At 71.6% G+C, this 20293-nt stretch carries 16 protein-coding genes; 6 read left to right on the forward strand and 10 right to left on the reverse strand.

Annotated elements, in window-relative coordinates; all coding sequences use genetic code 11:
- The first annotated feature begins 51 nt into the window (after positions 1–51).
- From EPD83_RS21095 to EPD83_RS13985, 3 genes are all read left to right on the forward strand, one after another.
- Entirely contained in the window at positions 52–144 is a 93-nt protein-coding gene (locus EPD83_RS21095; RefSeq protein WP_205859537.1) for an SWIM zinc finger family protein, read from the forward strand.
- Positions 145–405: 261 nt separating this feature from the next.
- Positions 406–1854 (forward strand): adenosylhomocysteinase, encoded by a 1449-nt coding sequence (gene ahcY / locus EPD83_RS13980; RefSeq protein ID WP_165566735.1) that lies wholly within the window; start codon positions 406–408, stop codon positions 1852–1854.
- A gap of 309 nt (positions 1855–2163) precedes the next feature.
- Positions 2164–3306, forward strand: coding sequence for an acyltransferase family protein (locus tag EPD83_RS13985; RefSeq protein WP_164896089.1), 1143 nt, complete (start codon positions 2164–2166; stop codon positions 3304–3306).
- Between the two features lie 22 nt (positions 3307–3328).
- Here EPD83_RS13985 and EPD83_RS13990 read toward each other — a convergent pair whose 3' ends face one another.
- Positions 3329–4096, reverse strand: a complete 768-nt coding sequence (locus tag EPD83_RS13990) for an FkbM family methyltransferase (protein WP_128365346.1) — start codon at positions 4094–4096, stop codon at positions 3329–3331.
- 351 nt (positions 4097–4447) lie between these two features.
- Here EPD83_RS13990 and EPD83_RS13995 point away from each other — a divergent pair, with 351 nt between their 5' ends.
- A complete protein-coding gene (locus EPD83_RS13995) occupies positions 4448–5920 on the forward strand; it encodes a lipopolysaccharide biosynthesis protein (protein ID WP_164896091.1) in 1473 nt (490 codons plus the stop codon).
- Positions 5921–5932: 12 nt separating this feature from the next.
- Here the strand turns inward: EPD83_RS13995 and EPD83_RS14000 are convergent, their stop codons facing one another.
- The 9 genes from EPD83_RS14000 to EPD83_RS14040 all read right to left on the reverse strand — a co-directional run bounded on the left by EPD83_RS14000 (position 5933) and on the right by EPD83_RS14040 (position 18440).
- Complete coding sequence (locus EPD83_RS14000; RefSeq protein ID WP_164896093.1) at positions 5933–6853, reverse strand: FkbM family methyltransferase; 921 nt, start codon at positions 6851–6853, stop codon at positions 5933–5935.
- Positions 6854–6907: 54 nt separating this feature from the next.
- Complete coding sequence (locus tag EPD83_RS14005; protein ID WP_128365349.1) at positions 6908–8125, reverse strand: glycosyltransferase family 4 protein; 1218 nt, start codon at positions 8123–8125, stop codon at positions 6908–6910.
- Positions 8122–9072 (reverse strand): glycosyltransferase, encoded by a 951-nt coding sequence (locus EPD83_RS14010; RefSeq protein WP_268951206.1) that lies wholly within the window; start codon positions 9070–9072, stop codon positions 8122–8124. Before EPD83_RS14010 ends, EPD83_RS14005 begins: the two co-directional genes overlap by 4 nt.
- Positions 8961–10088, reverse strand: a complete 1128-nt coding sequence (locus EPD83_RS14015) for a glycoside hydrolase family 99-like domain-containing protein (RefSeq protein WP_128365351.1) — start codon at positions 10086–10088, stop codon at positions 8961–8963. The genes EPD83_RS14010 and EPD83_RS14015 overlap by 112 nt, the downstream gene beginning before the upstream one ends.
- Positions 10085–12217, reverse strand: a complete 2133-nt coding sequence (locus EPD83_RS14020; RefSeq protein ID WP_164896096.1) for a glycosyltransferase — start codon at positions 12215–12217, stop codon at positions 10085–10087. The genes EPD83_RS14015 and EPD83_RS14020 overlap by 4 nt, the downstream gene beginning before the upstream one ends.
- Positions 12214–13425 (reverse strand): glycosyltransferase, encoded by a 1212-nt coding sequence (locus EPD83_RS14025; protein WP_235950610.1) that lies wholly within the window; start codon positions 13423–13425, stop codon positions 12214–12216. Before EPD83_RS14025 ends, EPD83_RS14020 begins: the two co-directional genes overlap by 4 nt.
- An 89-nt stretch (positions 13426–13514) precedes the next feature.
- Positions 13515–15458: a hypothetical protein gene (locus EPD83_RS14030; protein WP_128365353.1), complete on the reverse strand. Its 1944-nt coding sequence runs from the start codon at positions 15456–15458 to the stop codon at positions 13515–13517.
- Positions 15455–16921, reverse strand: a complete 1467-nt coding sequence (locus tag EPD83_RS14035) for a hypothetical protein (RefSeq protein WP_128365354.1) — start codon at positions 16919–16921, stop codon at positions 15455–15457. Before EPD83_RS14035 ends, EPD83_RS14030 begins: the two co-directional genes overlap by 4 nt.
- Before the next feature lie 7 nt (positions 16922–16928).
- Positions 16929–18440, reverse strand: a complete 1512-nt coding sequence (locus EPD83_RS14040; RefSeq protein WP_128365355.1) for a hypothetical protein — start codon at positions 18438–18440, stop codon at positions 16929–16931.
- Positions 18441–18495: 55 nt separating this feature from the next.
- On the opposite strand from EPD83_RS14040, the gene EPD83_RS14045 reads away from it, so the two are divergent.
- On the forward strand, positions 18496–19845 hold the full coding sequence (locus EPD83_RS14045) for a hypothetical protein (RefSeq protein WP_128365356.1): 1350 nt from the start codon (positions 18496–18498) through the stop codon (positions 19843–19845).
- Positions 19846–20067: 222 nt separating this feature from the next.
- On the forward strand, positions 20068–20247 hold the full coding sequence (locus EPD83_RS14050) for a Flp family type IVb pilin (RefSeq protein WP_128365357.1): 180 nt from the start codon (positions 20068–20070) through the stop codon (positions 20245–20247).
- Positions 20248–20293 lie beyond the last annotated feature (46 nt).

The following is a 20293-nucleotide window of genomic DNA, read 5'->3' on the forward strand; positions in this document are numbered from 1 at the left end:
GTCCTCGGCAGCGAAGGGGACCTCTACGAGGTGACGTCCGCGGACGGGCGCATGCGCTGCACCTGCCGCTGGGAGGCCGAGCACGCAGGCAGCCGGGGTCCGTGCAAGCACGCCCTCGCGGTCCTGCTGTCCCTGCACGAATGACCGACGGCGTGTCGCGGGCGGACACGCGGTCCCGACGGCACCGACGGGTCCCTCGCCGACCCCTATTCGCCGGGGTCGCCGCCGTGGCCGGCCGACGACCCGCCGCTCGTCGCCGGCACGTCGAACGGTTGGGTCCGTGCGGGGCCCCTGCGCTACCCTGGTCGGTGCAGAACCGGCTTGGGTGATGACCCTCGCACGACGCGGCCCAGAAGGGCGACGCCGGTCAATCGAACCGCACGACCTCTCACAAGGAGCTCACGCATGTCCGTTGACCACAAGGTTCGCGATCTCGGTCTCGCCGAGTCCGGTCGCCACCAGATCCGCCTCGCCGAGCACGAGATGCCCGGCCTGATGTCCCTCCGCGAGGAGTACGGCGACGCCCAGCCGCTCGCCGGCGCCCGCATCGCCGGGTCCCTCCACATGACCGTCCAGACGGCCGTCCTCATCGAGACCCTCGTCGCCCTCGGCGCGCAGGTCCGTTGGGCGTCCTGCAACATCTACTCCACCCAGGACGAGGCCGCCGCGGCCGTCGTCGTCGGGAAGGGCACCCCCGAGGACCCGCAGGGTGTCCCCGTCTTCGCCTGGAAGGGCGAGACCCTCGAGGAGTACTGGGACTGCACCGAGCAGATCCTCACCTGGCCCGGCGGCGAGTTCGCCAACATGATCCTCGACGACGGCGGCGACGCCACGATGCTCGTCCACAAGGGCAAGGACTGGGAGACCGCCGGCCAGGTGCCGCCCACCACCGAGGACGACTCCGAGGAGTTCGGCGTCTTCAAGGCGCTCGTCCGCCGCACGATGCAGGACGACCCGCAGAAGTGGACCAAGGTCGCCGCCGAGATCAAGGGCGTCACCGAGGAGACCACCACCGGCGTCCACCGCCTCTACCAGCTGGCCGAGGCCGGCGAGCTGCTCTTCCCGGCGATCAACGTCAACGACTCGGTCACGAAGAGCAAGTTCGACAACAAGTACGGCTGCCGCCACAGCCTCATCGACGGTCTCAACCGTGCCACCGACGTCCTCATCGGCGGCAAGGTCGCCATCGTCTGCGGCTACGGCGACGTCGGCAAGGGCTGCGCCGAGTCGCTGCGCGGCCAGGGCGCCCGGGTCATCGTCACCGAGATCGACCCGATCTGCGCGCTGCAGGCCGCGATGGACGGCTACCAGGTCGCCAAGCTCGAGTCGGTCGTCGACCAGGCGGACATCGTCGTCACCTCGACGGGCTGCTTCAACGTCGTCACCGCCGAGCAGATGCAGAAGATGAAGAACAAGGCGATCCTCGCCAACATCGGGCACTTCGACAACGAGCTCGACATGGCCGGCCTGGCCCGGGTCAAGGGCGTCACGAAGACCGAGATCAAGCCGCAGGTGCACGAGTGGACCTTCGAGGACGGTGACTCGATCATCATCCTGTCCGAGGGCCGCCTCATGAACCTCGGCAACGCGACGGGTCACCCGAGCTTCGTGATGTCCAACTCCTTCAGCAACCAGACGATCGCCCAGGTCGAGCTGTTCGGCAAGGACGCGGAGTACTACGACGAGGACGGCAAGCCGACCGTCACGACGCTGCCGAAGCACCTCGACGAGAAGGTCGCCGAGCTGCACCTCGAGGCCCTGGACGCCGAGCTCACCGAGCTCACCAAGGAGCAGGCCGAGTACCTCGGCGTCGACGTCGCCGGCCCGTACAAGCCGGAGCACTACCGGTACTGAGTTCCCTCGTACCACCAGCCACGGCGCCGGACCCCGCACGGGGCCCGGCGCCGTCGCCGTCGTCCCGAGCCCGTGACCGAGGAGGTCTTTCCTCTGCGGTGACGCAGCAGGTCAGGACCTTTCCACGGTCGGGGACACGACCCGTTCGGTTCCGGGCCGCCAACCATTTGGCCGATGCGCCCGAGACGTTCGTCCTTCACCGTTGACCGGGTGCACGGAGATCCGGGGCAGGGCCCGTCGACGTCGCCGCTAAGCAGGGATCCGCAGTCGTCCGTCGGCAGCGACCTCCGGCCTAGGGGTGCCGTACCCATGCGTGAGGACCGGTCGGCGGGGCGTACGCGCAACGCCGCGATGGACGGGCTGAGGGGGTTCGCCGCCCTCGCGGTCGTGTCCGCGCACATGGCCATCCACCTGGGGCTGCTGCCGTACCCGCCGCTGGGGATCATGGGCGTGATCGTGTTCTTCGTCCTGTCCGGCTACCTCATCGCGGGCATCTGCTGGGACCTCGAGCCGACCATGTCGGCGTGGCGCATCTTCGTGCGCCGCCGCATCGTGCGGCTGGCCCCGGCCCTGTTCGGGCTCGTGGTCGTGGGCGGTTCGCTGCTCATCGCCTTCGGTCAGCACCCGGTCCGTGAGGTGGTCCGGGGCGGGCTGATGGCCGTCACCCAGACGACCGCGTTCTTCTATGCCGCGGACGTGCCGCCCTCGGTCGCGTTCCTCCCGACGTGGAGTCTCACCGTCGAGTGGACGTTCTACCTGCTCTTCCCCCTGGCGCTCGTCACTCTCCGCCGACGCGGGGTCGACCCAGAGCGTGCCGTGCCGCTGTTTGCCGGCACTGCGGTGGCGCTGTACGGCGCCGGTCTGGCGCTGCCGTTCGCGGGCTTCTACTTGCTGCCGGTGGCGAACCTCGGCGTGCTGCTCGCCGGGGCGACTCTCTCTACCTGGCACCGCACCCACCGTGAGCCGTGGGCCGTCGACCCGGCCCGCACCTCCATGGCGCTGGTACTACTCGGCATCTTTGTCCTCCTGCCCGGCTATCCGCTCAGCTGGGGCTGGAAGCTTTCCGTGCTCCCGGGAGCCACGATTGCGACCCTGGTCGTCCTCCACGGCTGCTGGGCCGGCAACTCCGCCGCCCGCAAACTGGCGGCACGGCCGCTGCGCGCGGTCGGACGTCGCGCCTACAGCCTCTACCTTTGGCATCTGCCCGTGCTGTGGCTCGTCTGGGTGAACAGCCGTGGGGTGTCTCCGTGGATCCAGGCCGGACTCGTCGTCGCGGGCACCGCCATGGCGACGATGCTCAGCTTCGTCTTCCTTGAGCGCCCCGTGCTCGCCCATCGCCCGGGCGTGCGCGCGTCTGCATTTCCGCGCCTTGTCCTCGTGCGACCGCGCTGGACAACCCACAGCCAAGCCTCATCCGCCGAAGGCCCGGCGGTCGCTCCCGACGCCGCCTGACCCGAATCAGCATCTGGCGCGGCTAGCGATCCGACGGGGGGGAGGTGTCCCCGAACGCCAGCTTGATATCCGGGGAGGCTGCATGATTCGGCATGTCGAGCTCGTGCGGGAGCACGGCCGAATTTAGCCGGCTCGCTCGGGTGCTGAACGTCAGCTCCAAGACGCGGGGCATACCGGAGAGCGTGTCGACTGTCGCAAAATTGTTTGCGTGGACATGGACGAGATGGAGGGGGTAGTCCTCCACGAACGAGCGAATCTCGTTTAGGTGCTCGGGACAGTCGTGCAACTCGATGACGAGCCCCGAGGTCCGGTCCGCCGCCGCCGCGATGACGTCGAGGATCTCGTACTCCGAACCCTCGATGTCGACCTTGAGGAACAGCGCACCTGGTGGGGCGTCGGCAAGCACTCGCCGCATCGAGACCGTTCGCGGGCCATCCTCCGCCCCGACGAACCGCTCCAAGTGCTCGTTCGGCCCGGCGAAGAACCGCCGGTGACCCAGGAATACCTTGACCCAGTATATGAATGTCCACGGGTTGTAAACCGCCGCCGCGCTGCGGCCGAGGAAATGCCGCGCGCTCACCGAGCCGTCGTACGCCCGCACCGGCACGGGTCGCAGTGCCGCGAAGTCGCTCTCGAAACTCCAGTCGTCGTTGATCCCGAGGCCTACCAGCGCGTCCGATGCCAGCACGTCCGCCCGGGACACGAGGTACCCGCCGTCGTTGTCGCGGCCGAGGCGCACGAGATCGTCGGCGGTCCGGTACCGCAGGAAGTCCGGCAGTACCGCTGTCATGCTGCGCCTCCGCAAAGATGGTGATCAAGCCAGCGACCGGTCCGCCACAGCCTCGGGACGGCGGGACGGATGGTCCGGAAGCGTGGCTGGGACAACGATAGGGCCGACCGGGGGGTCGGTCGCGCGAATCAGGGGAGCCCGGGCCACGGAGCATCTTTCACGGCCGTAGGTGCGGCGGTGCGCACCTACGGCGGCTCGTTTTGGGAGGATCGCCCGGACCGGCGAGCACTGCGAGAGCGGAGGGAGTCCACCCGTGCCTTCCCGTCCGCCAGCACTGCCGTCACCGTGCGGCGGCCTCCGCGACCGATGACGGAACCCTCACCGTCCCGGTCCGGGACCTCGGCGCGCACGGTGGCCCAGGCCATCCGGTCGGGTGCGGTGGCCGCCGCCCTGACGCTAGCGTTCAATCTGCTCATCCTGCCCTTCGTCCTCGACCGGCTCGGGGCGGACCTCTACGGCGCCTGGATCGCCCTGTCCGCCCTGGTCGCCGTCGGCTCACTCGCGGACGCCGGGATCGGGACGGAGATCGCGCGTCGTGTGGCGGCGGCGCACGGCGCCGCGGACCGAGCGGGTTTCATGCGCGTCGTCCACGTGGGCACGAGCGCAATGCTGCTTATGGTGACGCCCGTCGCCGTGGGGGCGATCGTCGGAGCCCCCCTCCTCGCGCGGCTGGTGCTGCCCGACGGTGTGACGGGCTATTCGACGACCCAGGTGGAGACGGTCATCCGGCTCCTCGCGCTAGTCATGGCCGCGAACCTCGTCCTGGGCGCCCACTTCGCCACTCTGCGTGGGCTGCAACGGAGTGACCTGCAGGCTCTCAGCCAGGTCTCGGCCCTCCCGCCCTACGGTCTGGCACTCCTGGTCGGGATCCTCGCCGGGTGGGGACTGTGGTCCCTGCTCGTAGCACAGGTGGTGACCAGCGTCGTCGTCGGTGCGATGCAGTGGCGAGCCCTCCGTCGCCTGGCGCCCGACCTGCGCCTCCGGTTTCCGCGGGCGCCCCTCCCGGTGCTGGCCTCTTACCTCTCCCTCTCCGTCCTCGCCCTCCTATCTCAGCTGGGGGACGTCGTCGACTCGCAGTGGGACAAGCTGGTGATTTCCCACTTCATCGATCCCACCTCAGTGACTGCCTTCCACGTCGGGACGATGGTCGTCCTCCAGGCCAAGGTGCTGGCGCTCCTGCCGCTGACGCCCCTGCTGGCCGGCATCTCGGAGCTGCGGGTCAGACGGTCCGACGAGGCGCTGGGCCTGCAACGGCGCCTTATGAAGGCGGCCGGAGCGACGAGCGCGGTGGTGCTCGGAGGGGTCTACGCCTTCACCCCGGCGTTCCTCGAACTCTGGCTCGGCGCCGGATACGAGCAGGCCGGGACCATCGCGCGGATCTTCACCATCGCGGTCGCGCTCAACGTCGTGAGCGCGCCGCTGGCCATCCAGGCGTTCGGTGAGCAGAGACACCACGTGGCGGCCGCGTCCGCGTTCGCGAACATGGCCGTCAACGTCGTCGCGAGCCTCGTCCTCACCGTGCAAATCGGCCTCTACGGCGCGGTCCTCGGCTCCGTGATCGGCAACCTCTCCGGCACCGTCGTCCTCATCGTCCTGTCCCGTCGGCATCTCGCCGCCTGGGTCCGGCCACCCTGGGCAGCGCCTCTCGTGGCGGTCGTGGCCGTTGCGCTCGTCGTCCTGACCGGGCTCGACGCCGCGCAGAGCTGGCTGAGCCTGGTCGGGGTAGGCGCGGGCTTCGTCGTGGTGACCTCCGCGTGCGCGGCACGGGCCGAGGGCATCGGCGTCGCCGACGTCAGGACGGTGCTGCGGCCCGGACCTGGCTGACGGTCCTGCCTCTCAGCGATCCAAGAGTACGCCGACCCTGACCTCCTGGCCCGATTCCAGATCTAGCAGCGGAAGGTGCGCGATCGGCGCCAACCGCTGCCGGATGTCCGCGACAGGCTGCAGCGACCCGTCCTCGGCGCGGCTGCTGAGCACGCGGCTCGGGCGCCAGGCCTCGGCACTGGTCGTCGTGGATAGTCCTGTCGCCAGGTCCGCGCGCACGAAAAAAGCGTTGACGACGTGATTGCTGACGCCGGCCAGGACGTAGCCCTTGGTGGCCGCGAGGGATTCCAGAGCCGCCAGGGACGCACCATAGTACTGCCGTGACCAATGGGCCTGCGAGTAAACGAAGTCCGGGGAGTAGGGGACCGTGAGACGTCGGTCCGGGCCGAAGAGCGGGTTGAACTCCATCACTAGGACGGCGGGCCTGGCCACGGTCACCGCCTCGAACAGCCAGTAGTCCATCCCGTCGACGTCGATGGACAACAACCCGATATCGCCCGTGAACCCGTGCTCCTCCAAAAGCGCGTCGATGTTCTCGCGGGTGACGAACCGCTGTACCGCGCGGACGTCGGCGCGCCACCCCAGGTCGGACTCGGCGATGAACCGCACGTGATCCTCCGACCCGTCGACTGCCAGACCCCGCCAGTTGTCGTTGACCGCGAGGAAGCGGGTGTTGGACTCGCGGTAGCTCTCGACCCCGATCTCCACGAACGTGGTCTCCGGGACCTGGACGTGATGCAGCAGGTACTGGATCGCCCCGTCCTCACCGAACTGCGAGAAGACCTTGAACTCGGCCTCGTTCAGCGACCCGGGGTTCCGCAGACTGAGGAGGCTGGTCTCGAGGTGCCCGACGGCCGCGAGCACCTCGTCGGTCCGGTCGGGGGCACCCGCCTGCTGGACCGCGTGCCTCACAGCTCTGACGTATCGACGCACGGCCGCGACGGTACCGGTGCGGCCGGGATTTCCGTGGAGCCTCGCCACGGGCGGTCACTCGGGTCGTCTGGCTGCGGTACGTCGCAGCAGGTTGAGCTGGCGTGCGGCACTGCGGGCCTGCGACCAGAAGGGCAGGATCGTGCCGGGGAGCGAGCCCCTGTCGACCAGCCCGGCCTTACCTGCCAGGACCGCGGTGAGGGCGTCCGCGAGGCCGTCGACGGCTCGTGGGACCAGCAGCCCGTTGACCCCGTGGCCGACCGTCTCGCGGTACCCGGCCTCCTGGACGGCCACGACCGGGGTCCCGCAGGCGATCGACTCCAGGGCAGTGAGGCCCAGGGGCTCCAGCTGTGCGGCGAGCAGGGTCGCCGACGCCTGCGAGTACAGCTGCGCCAGTTCGTCGTCGGAGATGCCTCGGCGCTCGACCACCTCGACGTCCAACCGAGCGGCTTCGGAGAGAACCTGAGTTCGGTACTGCTCGTCGCACCGCTCGTGGACCAGGACGAGGGTCGGCCGTAGCCCGGTGGGGACGCCACCCACCGCCCGCACGACGTCCAGCTGGTTCTTAAAGGGTTCTAGACCGCCGACGGCCAGGACTAGCGGTCGGCCGGGCGTGTCGACCACCCGGGGGTGAAACGTCCTCTCGTCGACCCCGAGTGCGACGACCTCGGCCGTCCGACCGTACGAGGCGAGGATCCGCTCGGCCGAATAGAGCGAGTTGGCCGCGACGGCAGTGGCGGCCCCGACGCCCTGCCGGTCCCGGCGGGCCAGCAGGCTCTCGGTCGCAGCGATGACGGCGATGCCCGGCATGGTTCGTGGAGTGGCCGCGGGCCGGTGACGGTACGACGGCTCGAAGGTCGCCCGCCGTACCTCCTGCAGGTACAGGACGGTGGGGACACGCAGCTCGGCGACGAGCCCGGGGGCGTTGCTCATCCAGCACGGGTGTACGTAGGCGACGTCGTAGCCGCCGCGGTTGACCGCATCGGCAACCCGGGCCTCGGCCGATGCCAGCCGGGTCGCGAGCGCCGGGCGCGCGAGCCGGCCGCTGAGTGCCGCCGCAACCCGGCCGCCGTCCAGCGGTACGAGGCGTGGGGTGACGCCGGGCGGGACGAGCGTCGAGGCCCGTGGGAACGGGGATCCCGGGCCGTCCTCCAGTCCGTACAGGTCGACCTCGACGTCGTCGGGCAATCGGGTGAGGAACTCACGGACCACCCGCAGCGCGCCGCCCGGAGGGAGGTGGTGGTAGAGCGCCACCCGCAGTGACCTCGTGCTCACGACCGACCCCGGGCGAGGGACTGATACCCGGCGAGCAGACCGGCGACCGACTGCTGGACGCCTGTCCAACGGCGCTCCTGCACGGCGATGGCGACGGAACGGAGGGTGAAGTGCAGCGGGGCCACGATCCGGGCGAGGCGGCCGCCGTGCGCCCAGACGAACATGACGAAGTTGCGGCAGCCGAGGTAGGAGGGCATGCCCTGCGTGCCCTGGTGCGCGGTCGACCCCGTGGCGGTGACGACCCGCCAGCCGTCGGCCCGCAGTCGGGCGTGCAGGTCCGTCTCCTCAAAGTACAGGAAGAAGTCCTCGCGGAACGGGGTCGCCAGGAGCACTGACGTGCGGTAGGCGACGCACGCACCGTCGAGCCAGTGCACGTCTGTGTCCGCTGCGTCGGCGACGGAGGCCGTCTGGATCCCCCGGGGGATGAGCAGACGCGGCGACAGCGAACCACCGCGCGACCAGACCTGGTCGCCGTCCGTCAGCATGAGCGCGGGACCCGACGCAGCCACTCGCGGGTCCTCGCGCACCCGGGAGATGACCGCCGCCAGCGACGGGGCGTCGATGACGACCTCGTGCGTGAGCACGAGAACCACCTCGGAGTCGGCGACGGCGGCGACCCCGATGTTCGCGGCCGCGCCGTAGCCGTGGTTCGGGACGGTGAGCACGGTCCACCCGTGCGCGGCGGCCCGCAATCCGTCGGCGATGCCGTCGTCCTCGCTGTTGTCGACGACGACGACCGCCTCGGCCGGAACGCCGGCCTCCACGACGCCGCGCACCGTGTCAAGCACCTTCGGAAAATGGCGGTGGTGGATCACGACGGCGGCGACCGGCGAGGTCACGGCTGCGTCCGTCCAGGATCGCCCGCGGCGGCGCGGCCGTCCCTGTGCGCCTGGAGGAAGGCCCGCCCGCGCTCGCGGCAGGGTTCCAGGTGTGCGCCCTCGCCCCACTCGTTCCACGCGTTGACGAACACGAGCGACTCGCCACCGGGGGTGGCCGGGGCGGTCCGGGCGGCCCACGCCACCCAATCGCGATAGCGCTCGGGAGTGTCCCCGGTGAGGACGAACCCGTTGCGGCCACGGCGGGGGCTGTTGTCCCACCGCGGGGTGACGCACGGGAAGCGCAGGTGGTCGACGGCCGGCTTGGCCTGCATGCCCGCCACGAGGTCCTGGTAGTTGCGCGTCTGCCACGGACGGCGGCTCGGGAACAGCCGGCGGGCGGCGGACACCGCCCGGCGGGTCAGCCCGCCGTTGACGACCTTCCAGTCGGGGGCGAACTCCACCGCGGCGTCGAAGCCCAGCGCCGCGGGGTCGCTGCGCTCGTCGGTGAAGCTCTCGACGCGGGCGAGGAAGAGCGGCCCGACCCCGGCCCGCTCGGCCTCCTCCCGCAGGACGTCGGTGGTCCGGCGGGCATCGGGCAACCGGGAGGCCCGGTAGACCAGGAAGATGGGTTTGCCGTCGACGCGGATGTACCGGGGGTCGGCGAACGCTTCGGCCAGCCATCGGGCGTGGGCGCGGTCGTCGCCGTAGTCCTGACTCATCAGGACCTCGCGGGTGTGACCGTCCCAGGCCCGTGTCCACGCCTCGTTCGCCCAGCAGAGCGCAAACGGCAGGTCGGGCTCCCCGGACGCGCGCACGGAGTCGAAGGGACGCTCCAGCAGGCGTCGGCCGCCGAACCAGTAGTGGTAGTAGATGAACCCGTCGATGCCGTGGGCCGCCGCCAACTCCGCCTGGGCCGCTCGGGTCTCGGCGAGGCGCAGGTCGTAGAAGCCCAGTTCGCCCGGCAAGTGAGGCTGTCGGTGACCGTGGAAGAGTGGGCGGGCCTTGGCGACGTTCACCCACTCGGTGAAGCCAGGCCCCCACCACTCGTCGTTCTCCGCGATGGGGTGGAACTGCGGCAGGTAGAACGCAAGGTGCCGCTGGTTCGGCGTCGAGCGGGGTGCGCCCACGTGCGGCGGCGTCGTCATCGCCGCATCTCGGCTCGGGCCGGTGCGGGCAGAGGGTACGCGGCGAGGACCTGCTCGGTGAGGCGGTCGGGAGACCACCGGGCGGTGAAGGCCGCGTGTCCCGCGCGTCCGAGGGCCGCGCGGCGGGCGGGGTCGTCGCGCAGGTCGAGGAGGGTCGCGCGCAGGTCGGCCGGGTCGCCGTAGCGGACGGTCACGCCGTGTCCGGCCTCGACGCCTCGCTCGGCCCCGAGGGTGCCCTCGGCGACGAGCACCGGCCGGCCCAGGGCCATGCTCTCGAAGACCTTGTTCGGGCTGGTCCAACGGTAGGCGAGGTGGTCGGGGTCCTCGACGACGGCGAATACGTCGAAGGCGGCCATGACCGACATGATCTCGTCATCGGGGACCCATCCGAGGAACGACACGTTCGAGTGGCACGCCGCCTGCCGACGCAGCTCCGCCTCCAGGGGGCCGAACCCGCCGAGCACGAGGCGCACCCCGTCGTCGGCGAGCGACCCGACGACGTCGACGAGGACGTCAAGGGCTCGATGTGGGACGAGCGACCCGACGTACCCGACGACGAGACCGTCGTCCTCGCCCACCGGCCGCGGATCGGCGGGCCGCATCGGCACGTTGGCGAGCTCGACGACTCGTCGGGGCTGCGAGCCGTCGTGCTGCGGCATCCGGCCGAGGTCGGTGACGACGAACAGGTCGGCGGCCGTGACGACCGCGTTCTCGACCCGGTGCACGAGCCGCGCCACCACCGGAGGCCAACCAGCCGGCAGGTGCGCGTCGTACGGGTCGAGGCACTGATAGACGAACGGCACCCGCAGTAACCGGGCCGCGAGCAGTCCCACGACGCCGGTGTCGAGGTCCATCGCGTGGACGACCCGGGGCCGGGCCCGCAGGGCCCGCCAGAGCAACCACGGCTGAAGGCTCGCCACGGTGATCACGGTGCTCAGCCGGTAGTACTCCCCGCGACGCCGGTTCGCGTCCACGCGCAACCGCGGGGAGGCGACCGGGCAGCGGTAGTCGGCCGTCCGGTCCCAGACCAGGGCCAGCGTGCGGTGGCGTGCGGTGAGGATCGTCAGCAGACGGGGGAGCGAGGAGTCCTTCGGATTCGTGCGCAGGACGACGACGTCGGGCCGGCCGCCCCGGGCAGGGCGGGGCCTCGCGAGCCACCAGTAAAGCCGCAGCACGACGTTGAGAAGAGCGATGGCCCCCGGCTGCTCGAGCTGGGTCTGGGTGACCGCGGGGGAGAGGAGGCGGTCCAAGGCGTGCGGGTCGACCACCCCCGCCTGCACCCGACGGCGACGGGCGCGCACCCGGCCGCCGTGGCGCAGCAGCCAGCCCCAGGCGCGGACCTTCTCGCGCCACCAGCCGTCACGGACGGCGATGACGAGGTACAGCGGCTCGAGCACCGCGAGCACCGGCAGCACCCGGGCCAGCAGATGCGGCGGGTAGTCGGCGAGCACGGTGAGGAACCGGTTGCGCTCCAGGTGGAACATCTTGCGGGCGTTGCGCGAGAACTCATATGCGTGCACGGCGACGGCGTCGGGGCAGTACACGACGTCGAGCCCAGCGAGATGGCAGCGCAGGCTGAGGTCGGTGTCCTCGTGGTACATGAAGTAGCCGGCGTCCATGCCGCCCAGCCGGTCCCACACCTCGCGGCGGCAGGCGAAGAGGGCGCCGGCCACCGAGGCCAGGGGCCGAGGGCTGCGGTGCCGGTCGGCGAGCCGCTCGCCGTAGCCGTCGCACCAGCTGAGCCCCGTGAGGTGCACCGGCAGGCCGACCGAGTTGACGACGTCGTCATCGCCCGGAAGCAGCACGAGCCCGCCGGCCAGGCCGACCCCGGGGTCCGCCACGATCGCAGCGAGGGCGGCGAGGGCGCCGGGCCGCAGCTCGGCGTCGGAGTTGACGAAGACGAGGACGTCGCCGCTGGTGGCCTCGACCCCGGCTGCGCAGCCGCCGCCGAAGCCGGTGTTCGAGGCGGGAGTGACGACGCGGACGCCCGCGACGTCCGGCAGCGTGGTCACGCCGTGGTCGACCAGGACGGCCTCGTCGTCGGGTCCGAGCTGGGCGACGACGGACTGCAGACAGGCCCGCAGGACCGGTTCGTCGCCGAAACCGACGACGACGACGCTGACGCTCACACGCGCTCCGAGGCCCGCCGCCACGGGACAGAGCCGCTGGCAGCCGGCGCCGGGGCAGCGGGTGCACGGGGCTCGGCCAGCGCAGCCGGTTCGGCGGGCGCCGCGGGTTCGGCAGGTGGCTCCGGGTCCCCGTCCTCGTCCGCCGTCTCGTCGTGCGCCGGCACCGTGGCTACGGGCTCGTCGGCGGCGGTCTGTACGCCCTCGAGCTCGGGCGCCGGATCTTCGTCCGCCGCCGGGTCGAGGACGACGTCGACGACCTCGCGCGCGATACGCGGCGGCGCCGGGACCGTCATGTACGCGACCCGGGTCGTCTCCTGGCGGACCTTGCGCAGCCCGTCGAGGAGGATCCCGACGACGAGGACGATGAAGGCGACGACGACGAGCGAGGCGGCGCCGAAGGCGGTGGGGAAGCGGCCGACGATGCCGGTCCGGAGGTACTCCTGCACGACCGGGACCGCGATGCCGACCGCGGTGAGCGCCGTGAGCACGGCCAAGGCGCCGTACAGCGCCAGCGGCCGCTCGTGGTGCAGCAGGCGGGTGATCATCCGCGCGATCCGGAACCCGTCGTGGTAGGTCCGCAGCTTGCTCTCCGAGCCCTCGGCGCGGTCCTTGAAGCCCACCGGGACCTCGGTCTGCGGCACCCGGTTGTTGATGGCATGGACGGTGAGCTCGGTCTCGATCTCGAAGGCCCGCGAAATGGCCGGGAAGGACTTGACGAACCGCCGCGAGAACACCCGATAGCCGCTGAGCATGTCGGTGACCGGACGGCCGAAGATCCGCGAGACGACGGTGTTGAAGAACCGGTTCCCGAGCTCGTGGCCGGAGCGGTAGGCGCCCTTGGCCTGGGCCACCCGCACGCCGGTGACGTGGTCGTACGGGCCGTCGAGCATGGTGCGGATCATCTCGGGGAGGGCCGAGGCGTCGTAGGTGTCGTCGCCGTCGACCATGACGTAGACGTCGGCCTCGATGTCGGCGAGCGCGCGGCGGATGACGTTGCCCTTGCCGGGGCAGTCCTCGCGGCGGACCCGCGCCCCCGCGGCGCGCGCGACCTCGGCGGTGCGGTCGGTGCTCGCGTTGTCGTAGACGTAGACGTCGATGGCGGGGACGGCGGCCAGCAGGTCGCGCACGACGGTGCCGACCGCGGCCTCCTCGTCGTGGCAGGGGACGATGGCGGCGATGCGCAGCGCGCCCAGGCCGTCGTCGGTCACGTGAGGTCTTCCGGTGGGAGTTCAGAGGTCCCGTCAGGATACGGGCGTCCCACGCGTTACGCCGAGGGCTCGCGCTCAGTCTCGGCCGTTCAGTCGACCAGGGTCACCCGGTCCGCGGCGTCGGGCACCGCCTGCCGCACCGCGGCGTCGAGGGCAGGGTCGGTGACGACGACGAGCCCGTCGGTCGTCGCCAGCGTGTCCGCCGCCAGGCGCACGGCGAGCGCAGTGTTGTCAGGATGCTTCGCGAGGTCGTAGACGCCGTCGTCGACGCTCACCGCTCGACGGGTGGCCGAGTGGCTGAGGTCGTGGAACCACTCGGACGCGTGGGCGGCGTTCATGTCCCCGGGGCGGGTGGCCAGCAGTCGGGTCCGGGCGGCCTGCTGCGGTGGGGTGGTCGCCGCCAACCGCAGCACGAGGTCGACGTCACCGGCGTCACCCGAGGTGGTCCGCGACTCCAGCGACCCTGGCAGGATGGCCGCCCAGACGGCCGAGGGGGCGGTGAAGGTCTGCAACCCGAGGCCGAGGCCGGCGGCGGCCACGAGCAGGGGGACGGTGAGCAGAAGGGGACGGATCCGCCCGGCGTCCGACCGCTGCGCCAGCACCCGCACCAGGGCGTGCACCGTGACCAGCACGGCGACGAGCAGTGAGCCCAGCATGAGCTTCCAGAAGTAGTACGTGAGGGTGCCCGCGGCCGCGAGCATGTAGCCGCCGAGCACAGCGACCTGGACCACGGCGGCGAGGACGAGCAGCACGTGCCCCCACAGCCCGAGCCCGTGGTGGCGCACGGCCAGGACGACGACGACCGCGAGGCATCCGAGCAGCACCGGGACCGACGTCGGCAGTCCGACCCGTGGCACGGTGCCGTCCCGCAGGACGGCCGAGAACCCACCACCGGTCAGCAGTGGTCCACGGACGAAAAGGAGGAAGGCGAGCACCAGGGCCAGGGCCATGCCGGCCAGGGTGCCCCACCGGACCAAGGCGCTCTGACGCCGCCAGACCGCGACCACGGGGACCAGCAACGCAGCACCTGCCATCGGCAGCAGCAGCAGCCAGGCGGCGGTGGCGAGCACGAGCCCGCCGAGGACGACGAACAGGCCGACGCCGGGACGGGACCGCCCTGTGGCCAGTAGGAACATCACGAGCGGGGCGCATGCGGCGACGAGGAAGCTCAGGTGCCCCTGGAGCAGGTTGATCCCGCCGGGAACGCCGAGCAGAAGGCTCGCCAGCACGGCGGTGACGGCGACGAGCAGCGACGGCGCGACCCGGTCGGGCAGCGCCTGCAGCACCGCCGCCGTCACGAGCACGGCGAGCAGCACGAAGACGACCCACTCGAGCCGGGCGAAGCGGACCAGCTCGAGCGGAGCGGACCCCGGGTCGCCGAAGGCCAGCTGAGCGAGCACGGTGAGGGTCTTGTGGAACCACTGGGGGTAGTCGTCGAAGGCGAAGCCGGAGCCGTCGGCGCGGGCGGCGAGCAGCGGTGACCCGGCCGTGCCCAGCCGCTGCTCGAGGAACATCGCGAAGTGGTAGGCGTTGTCGATGCCCGTGCTCAGCATGGCCAGGGCCCGCGCAGGCGTGCCGGCCAGCGCAAGGGGCAGTGCGACGACGGCAGCAAGGACCCCGATTGCCCCGACGACGCCGTCGCGTGCACGGACCCGGGGGAGCAGGCTGCCCTGCCGGGTCGCGACGCCACCCGCGACAGCGGCCGTCCCGAGGGCGAGCGCGGCGACGGCAGCCGTCCGGGCGCCGAGCAGCGGCGGCAGCCACAGCGTCACCGGGAGGAGCCCGAGGACCAAGGCGAGGTTGACCGCCAGGCGGCGGTCCAGACGATCCGACGTGGGGCCGAGGACGACGAGAGCGACTGCCCACGGCACCGCGAGCCAGGGGGAAGGGACGAGTGCGGCGACGACGAGCCCAGCGAGGGCGGCCGCGACGACCGCGACGGCCAGCCGACGGGTGCGGATGGGCGGGGACGCCGGTGCCGGGTCGGACCCGAGGTCGGTCCGGGGCCCGGCCGACGTGCCCACGGTGCTCATCTGCCAGTCCCGGGGGCGGTGAGGAGGACGTAGCCCTCGCCGCGGCCGACCTCGGTCCAGCCCAGCGTGCCGGTGAGCTCGCCCAGCACGGGCTCGCCCTCACGCAGCAGCGCCGCCGTGGCACCCGTCCTCCGGACGAAGCCCTGCCAGTCGCCGAGCGCACCGCGGAACTGGATGTAGCTCTCGATGTACGGAACGGTGAACAGGTAGGTGCGGGTGTCGAGCACCGGGTGGACCTGTGGGTGCTCGAGCAGCAGCCAGCCGCCGAGGCCGTCGTCGTTGACGACCACCGTGTCCGCGGGCAGCCGGTCGATGGCCGTCTCGAGCGAGGTCGGGACGTTGCCGAGGCCCGAGGCCTGGCTCGGCGCGAGCAGGGCGGCCGCTAGAATGCCGACCAGGGCCCCGGCGGGAACGACGAACCGGTCGGCCCGGCCCGCGGCACGGTCCGGCGGCACCCGCAGGAGTGAAGTGATGGCCCGGGCCGCCAGCGGGGCGGCGATCACGGCGCCGACGGCGACCGTACGCGAGTACAACAGCGTCCAGCCGAGCGCCATGAGCCACAGCAGCAGCTCGGCGCCGGATGGACGCTTCTCGGAGCGGGCCCAGGCCACCGCGGTGACCGCGACGAGCATGACGGTGACCGCGACGTAGACCTCGTGGACGTCCGGCGGTCGCCACTCGGTGACGAGACGGGCGTACCCGTTGACGGTGAACGGCGCGAGCAGCAGGCGGGGACCGATGGGGGTCGCGGCTGCCACGGCCACCTCGGCGACGGGGACGAGCGCCAGCAGTCCGAGCCGGCGCCAGGGCAGCACGCGGTCCCACGCCATCCCGAGGACGACGGCGGCCCCGACGATCGGCCCCAGCACCCACAGCCCGTGCAGGCACGCCCACAGGTAGCCCAGAGGCACGAGCCACCACGCGAGCCGGGTCCTTTGGTCGCGGCGTACGAGCTCCCAGACGAGCAGGGTCACGGCGAGGAGGACGAACGAGAACGTCTGCGGCCGGAAACCCTGGCTCGCGTAGGTGCCGACCCAGCCGCCGACGGCGGCGATACCGGCGACGACCGGTACGGCCACGGTGCGGCACGACGCGTAGATCACGGCGAAGAGGACGACGCCCAGGCTGATGTACAGCCAGGCGACGCCGGAGAACCCGGCGACGTGGTAGGCGGCGGCCATCGCGAGGTCGCTCAGCCAGTCGATCTGCACCCATGGGTTCTCACTGAAGCGACCGAACGGGTCGCTGACGACGACCTCGTGTGTCCGCCACACGTTCTGTCCGGAGAGGATGTGCCAGTAGGTGTCCGGGTCGTTGATCGGCCGCAGCAGCTGGCGGAGCAGGACGAGGGGGACCAGGGCGACGACGACGCTCGCCGCGACCGTGATGAGCCGCGGTCTGGGGCGGGCAGAGGCCTCGGGGCTCGTCGATGCGTCCGTCGTCGTCGCCTCGTCTGTCGTCATGGCCGGGTCAGCCTCGCACCCAAACCCGCACAGGACCACCGGGACCCGCCGGACGCCACTGCGCCGATGCGTCCAGGGCCGCCTCCAGCGCGCCACCGGACAGGTCGTTGCCGGTGGTGAGCATGACGCAGCCCGCGTCGGAGAACGGCGGCGCGGTGAGGTCCGCCCGAGCGAGCGTGCGCACTGCCGCCGCGGACCGGTCGTGTCCCCAGTAGTCGAACCGGCCGTCGAACCACACCGGGACGTCTGGGCGGGCGAGCAGGACGACGGCGGCGCTCGAGGTGTCCGAGACCAGCCGGCAGCTGTCCGGGAGTGCGTCGGCCGCGGCCAGCTCCGGCAGCGGCCGGGACAGCGGCAGCGTGAGGAGAAGCGTGCCCGGCGCCAGGATGGCGACGACGACTGTGAGAACCACCCGCCAACGAGCCCCATCGGACCAGAACCGCACCCGCGCGGAGCGGAAGGGCCCGCGTGGCGGTCGCTCGGCGGCGCGGGCCCGGATCCGGTCCCAGGTCGCCGTGGCCGCCACGGCGCCCACCGGGGCCACGGCGAGGAGGGCGATGCCGACGAAGCGGATGGCGGAGAAGGACGCGAGGGCGGCCGGCAGCGCGACGATGCAGAGCGCGGCCACCAGCCCGGCCCGGGGGTCGGACGCATCGGTCCGCCACCGCCGCCACGCGAGCAGGAGCCCGGCGCCGGACACCACGAGCGCGAGGAGCGTCGCCGGCAGCCACCGCAGTGCGAGCCCAGGTGTGAGGACGCTCAGCCACTCGACGACGAGTCCGTCGGCTGCGCCGCGCACTCGCCGGGTGTAGACGAGAACGTCCAAGCCGTAGGGACCGGTGAGGGCACCGGCAGCCGCGCCGACCGCGCCGGCCGCGGATAAGAGCAGAGCCCTCACACGTGCGATTTCCGCCGTGGTGAACCAGATCACCGCCCAGCACACCGCCGTCGCCGGGGCCAGCGCCACCCACGACAGGTGAACCCACGAGCCGAGGCTCGTCAGGGCCCACGCGGCGGCCAGGACGACGGCGATGTCCACCGCGGCGGCCGGTCGTGGGCGGCGTCGCCAGGAGTCGGCCGCGAGGACTGCGGCCATGAAGACGGTCTGGGCGACGAGGGTGGCCCGCGGCGAGACCATGGCGAGCGCGGGCAGCACACAGAGCAGCACCCCCGCGAGGGTCGGCAGGGGCCGTGCGCCCAGCCGCCGGGCCAGCAGCACTGCGACGAGCAGGTAGGTGCCGATCGAGGCGAGCCCGACGAGGAACACGCCTGCGTAGCGGGCCGCGTCCCAGCCGAGCCCGAGGACGACGTTCCAGCCGGGCGAGGTCTGGAAGAACGGCGTGGCCACGGGGTCCCAGCTCCACGAGTCGGGACGGACGAGCGGTAGCCCGCGGAGCGTCTCGACACCGGCCCGGACCTGCCAGTACGGGTCGGTGTCCTCGATGCTGCCGGCCCGCACGAGGGCCAGGGAGCCGAGCCACGCCGTGACGAGCCACCAGTCACGACGCCGGCGATTCACGGCGTCGATTATCGTTCAGCCCGATCACCGTCGAGGCCCCTTGAGGAATATTGCGATGGAGGACCCGGAGCACCGGACTCGCGGCCCATGGGTCGCGACCTCCGCGGTCCTGCTCTGGGTCGCCGCGCTGGCAGCTCTCGTGATCCTCGGCGCCGACCTCATGTGGGTCGTGTCCTTCGGGGACGCCGTCAGGGCTGACGGGACGGTGCCCGCCCAGGTGCCGAACCTTGTCGCGCCGCAGGCGGACTGGCCCAACCCCGTCGTGCTGGCGGAGCTGCTGCTGTCCTGTGGGCACTCACTCGGCCGGGCCGGACTGGCGGGTCTGCACCTCCTGATCGTCGCGGCCACCTTGCTCGTCGTCGTCGGCGACGGCCGGCGCGCCGGCGGCCGGGACGTCCGGCTGGCGGTGGCCGTCAGCCTGCTCGTCGCCGGGGCGTCCGCGACCCTCGTCGTCGTCCGCTTTCCGTCGCTGTCGCTGCTCCCCTTCGTCGTGCTCGTGGCGTTGCTACGCGCCTGGGACCGTGGTCATCGCCGGGCGCTCTGGCTCGTTCCGCCCCTCATGGTCCTCTGGGGCAACCTGCACGGCGCGGTGCTCGTCGGCCTCGCGGTGCTCGGGGTGTTCGTGCTCGCTGCGGGCCGACGGGATCTCTTACTCCGGGTGGGGGCCGGGCTGCTGAGCCTGCTGGCCCTCGTCGCGACATCCGCGGGTCTGCGCACGCCGGAGTACTACGTGTCGGCGCTGGGCAACGAGGCCGCGGCCCGCGGGACCGACCTGTGGTCGCGGCCGAGTCTCACGCATCCGCTCGACGTCGTGCTCCTGCTCGCCGCGCTCCTGCTGCTCCTCGGGGCCGCCCGCTCCCTACGGCTCTGGGAATGGCTCGTCGTCGCAGGCCTGGTCGTCGGAACCGCGTCCGCGGCGAGGCACGGCGTGTGGCTGCTGCTGTTCCTCGCACCCGTTGCCTCGGTGGCCGCCGGCACCCGCCTACGGGAGTCCGGGCGATGGTTCCGGCCGACGCCACGAGCAGTCCTCTCCTCGGCGCTGGCGGGGACGGTGGCCCTCGGTGGTGTCGGGACCATCCTCGACCAGCGCGCCGAGTGGATCGGGCCGCCGGGAGAGTCGCTCGTCCCGATCCTGCGGCAGGCCGCGGGGGACGGGACGGTCCTCGCCGTCGAGCCGGCCGCGGAGACCTTCGCCCAGCAGGGCCTGCAGGTCTGGGTGGCCAACCCCATCGATGCTTTCGACGGCCCCACGCAGGTGCGCTTCCTGGACTTCCTCCACGACTGTCGGGTTCCGGCCGTCGAGCTGGTGGCCGTGGTGGTCCAGCCACGGTGCGTCGACCAGGTGACCGCCCAGGGCTGGACGGAGACCGTACGCCGCGACGGGCTCGTGCTCCTCGAGCGCTGAATTTCCGTTCAATTTCGCCGCTAGACAGTCTTTTTGATGACATGTCAGGTCTGATCGTAGGCGCGTGGCCGGATCGACCGAACGGATGATCTCGCTCCCTCGAACGGTGTGTGAGCGACGCCCCATCGGCCTATGGAGTCTCTTCGCCGACCCTGGAAAAGTTGCCCTTGCTCGACAACCACTCGGCTCCACCCGAGACCACTCCCGAAAGGTTCCACCGTCATGACCAAGGCTCTCGTCTCCCTCCAGACCCGCATGCACACCATGAAGAAGGAGGAGGGCGCCACCGCCGTCGAGTACGGCCTCATGGTCGCCCTCATCGCGGTCGTCATCATCGCCGCCGTCATCCTCCTGGGCACCAAGCTCAGCAGCCTCTTCTCGAACGTCGCCTCCCAGATCTGACGCGAGCGAGGCGGGCGCCGGCCGGAGGGTTCAGCCCACCGGCCGG

The sequence above is a fragment of the Phycicoccus flavus genome (assembly GCF_004025965.2).
Taxonomy (GTDB): Bacteria; Actinomycetota; Actinomycetes; order Actinomycetales; family Dermatophilaceae; genus Phycicoccus; species Phycicoccus flavus.